This is a genomic window from Marinobacter sp., assembly GCF_033722195.1.
Lineage (GTDB): Bacteria > Pseudomonadota > Gammaproteobacteria > Pseudomonadales > Oleiphilaceae > Marinobacter.
Genome location: NZ_JAWVZL010000185.1, coordinates 1 through 2,652 on the forward strand (window position 1 = coordinate 1; position 2,652 = coordinate 2,652).

The 2,652-nt window shown below is 65.2% G+C and carries 3 protein-coding genes and 1 pseudogene; all 4 read right to left on the reverse strand.

What is annotated here, in order from left to right; all coding sequences use genetic code 11:
* Nucleotides 1–102: pseudogene (locus R3280_RS16585) on the reverse strand (gluconate 5-dehydrogenase); the annotation flags it as partial.
* A 15-nt stretch (nt 103–117) separates the two neighbouring features.
* Nucleotides 118–1,266, reverse strand: a complete 1,149-nt coding sequence (locus R3280_RS16590) for an acyl-CoA dehydrogenase (RefSeq protein WP_318999716.1) — start codon at nt 1,264–1,266, stop codon at nt 118–120.
* A gap of 10 nt (nt 1,267–1,276) precedes the next feature.
* Entirely contained in the window at nt 1,277–2,464 is a 1,188-nt protein-coding gene (locus tag R3280_RS16595) for an acyl-CoA dehydrogenase family protein (protein ID WP_318999717.1), read from the reverse strand.
* On the reverse strand, nt 2,455–2,652 hold a 198-nt coding region (locus R3280_RS16600; protein WP_318999718.1), incomplete at its 5' end, for a hypothetical protein. The genes R3280_RS16600 and R3280_RS16595, both read right to left, overlap by 10 nt.

The window sequence follows — 2,652 nt, forward strand, 5'->3', positions numbered from 1 at the left end:
CATCTCCCCCAGGGCTTCGGCCATCTGCAGGCCCAGGCCGCGGGAACCGCCGGTGATCAGTGCCACCTTGCCGGTCAGATCGAACAGTTGCTTCACACTCATGTCAGGCTCCTTGGTTCAGGCGGCGCCGGTCAGCAGCTGGTCGCTGACCTGCTCCAAGTGGTGGTCGGCATCGCCGAACAGCAGGTTAATCAGGGTCAGGCGCTTGAACAGGTGGGCGGCGAACATCTCGTCGGTCACCCCCATACCGCCGTGCAGCTGGACTGCGTCCTGGCCCACGGTACGGGCGGACTGGCCCACCAGGGTCTTGGCCATGGAAATGGCTCGGCGCCGGGTCTCTCGATCATCCGAGTCGGCCTCGCTGGCCGCCAGGATGGCCATGGTCTTGGCTTGCTCGGCGGCAATGAACATGTCCGCCATGCGGTGCTGCAGTACCTGGAACTTGCCGATGGGCACGCCGAACTGCTTGCGGGTCTTGAGGTAGTCCAGGGTGGCCTCGTTAAGGGCCTCCATGGCGCCCACCGCTTCCGCGCAGACGGCGGCGATGGCCAGGTCGGTGGCTTTCTCGATCGCCGGCATGGCGTGGCCGGGCTCGCCCAGCACGGCGTCTGCGCTCACCCGGACATTGTCCAGGATCAGCTCGGCCGTGCGCTGGCCGTCGTGCGTGGCAAAGTCGGTGACCCGCAGGCCTTCTGCGTTGCGGTCCACCAGGAACAGGGAGACCCCGTCCGGATCGGTGATGTCGCCGCTGCTGCGGGCCGAGACGATCAGCTGGTCGGCCTGGCCGCCGTGGATTACCGCGGTCTTCTGGCCGTTGAGTACGAAGCCGTCGTCGGTCTTCTCGGCGCGGGTCATCACCTGGGTCAGGTTGTAGCGGGCGCCCGGTTCGCTGTGGGCGAAGGCCATCAGGTGCTCGCCGGCGCTGACCTTCGGCAGGATGGCGGCTTTCTGCTCGTCGCTGCCGATGTCCCGCAACAGGCCGCCGCCCAGCACCACTGTGGCCAGGTAGGGTTCCACCACCAGGGCACGGCCGAAGCAGTCCATCACCAGCATGGTGTCGACGGCGTTGCCGCCCAGGCCGTCATAGTCTTCCGGGAAGGTGAAGCCCAGCAGGCCCATCTCGGCGAACTGGCGCCAGGTGGGTTCGTCCAGGCCCTTGCCGGCATCGATGATCTGGCCGCGCTTCTCGAAGGTGTACTCGTTGGCCACGAAGCGGCGCAGCGAGTCCTGCAGCATCTGCTGTTCTTCGGTGAGGTCAAAGTTCATAACAGGCTCCTTAAAGACCGAGGACCATCTGGGCGATGATGTTGCGCTGGATTTCGTTGGACCCGCCAAAGATCGACAACTTGCGCATGTTGAAGTAGTCGCCGGCGGCGGGCGCGGCATCCCGTGCGCCGACCCGGGGGCCTTCGTAATCCAGCTCCAGGGCGTCCGGGATGTGGGCCATGGCGTCCGGACCCATGGCTTCCATCAGCAGCTCGAACAAGGCCTGGCCCACTTCGGTGCCGCGGATCTTGAGGATGGAGGCCTGGGGGCCGGGGCCTTTCTCGTTGGTAAGCACCCGCAGCACGGTCAGCTCCAGGGCCCGCAGCTCGATGTCCAGCTGGGCCAGGCGGTCGCGGAAGCGGGTGTTCTCGATCAGCGCGCGCTGGCCGTCGCGGGTTTCCCGCGCCACCTGCTTGAGGCGGGTCATCAGCGCTTTCCACTGGCCCACGTTGGCAAGACCCGTGCGCTCGTGGCCCAGCAGGAACTTGGCGTAGGTCCAGCCCTTGTTCTCCTCGCCGACGAGGTTCTCCACCGGCACCTTGACGTTGTCGAAGTAGACTTCGTTAATCTCGTGCTCGCCGTCCAGCATGATGATAGGACGAACCTCGATGCCGGGGGTCTTCATGTCGATCAGCAGGAAGGAAATACCCTGCTGGGGCTTGCCCTCGGTGCCGGTGCGCACCAGGCAGAAGATCCAGTCGGCGTGCTGGCCCAGGGTGGTCCAGGTCTTTTGGCCGTTGACGATGTAGTGATCGCCCTCGCGCACGGCGCGGGTTTTCAGGGACGCCAGGTCGGAGCCGGCACCGGGCTCGGAGTAACCCTGGCACCACCAGTCCTCGCCGGACAGGATGCCGGGCAGGAAGCGGCGCTTCTGCTCTTCGCTGCCGAAGGTCATGATGACCGGGGCCACCATGCGCAGGCCGAAGTCGAGCTGGCGCGGGGCGCCGGCGGCGGCGCATTCTTCCTCGAAGATGAGCTGCTGGATCGGATCCCAGCCCGGACCACCGGCTTCCGCCGGCCAGGTGGAGGCACCCCAGCCACGCTTGAAAAGGATCTGCTGCCAGCGCTGGGTCATTTCCTTGGTGGGCCGCAGGCGTTCTTTCACGCGCCGGCGGATGTCATCGGGCAGGTTGTCCTCGAGGAACTTGCGGACTTCCTCGCGGAACTCGTCCTGTTCGGGGGTGTAATTCAGGTCCATGGAGCACCTCTCTGTTGGCTGAGGTTGGAGGCTTCCCTTTGGGAGCCGCGTGAAATTTTTTTCTGCTTTGTCTTGAGCTTGGGGGGCGGCGTCGGGCGGGAACCACCTTTCAAAACACGCTGTAAATACGACCCTTTACGCTTGGGCTCCGCCATCCATGGCTCCGCACAGTTTTGAAAGGTGGTTCC

What these genes read in the sequence shown, in the direction of transcription:
- R3280_RS16590 (WP_318999716.1), bottom strand. Translation starts at nt 1,266, where the DNA reads ATGAACTTTGACCTCACCGAAGAACAGCAGATGCTGCAGGACTCGCTG.
- R3280_RS16595 (WP_318999717.1), bottom strand. Translation starts at nt 2,464, where the DNA reads ATGGACCTGAATTACACCCCCGAACAGGACGAGTTCCGCGAGGAAGTC.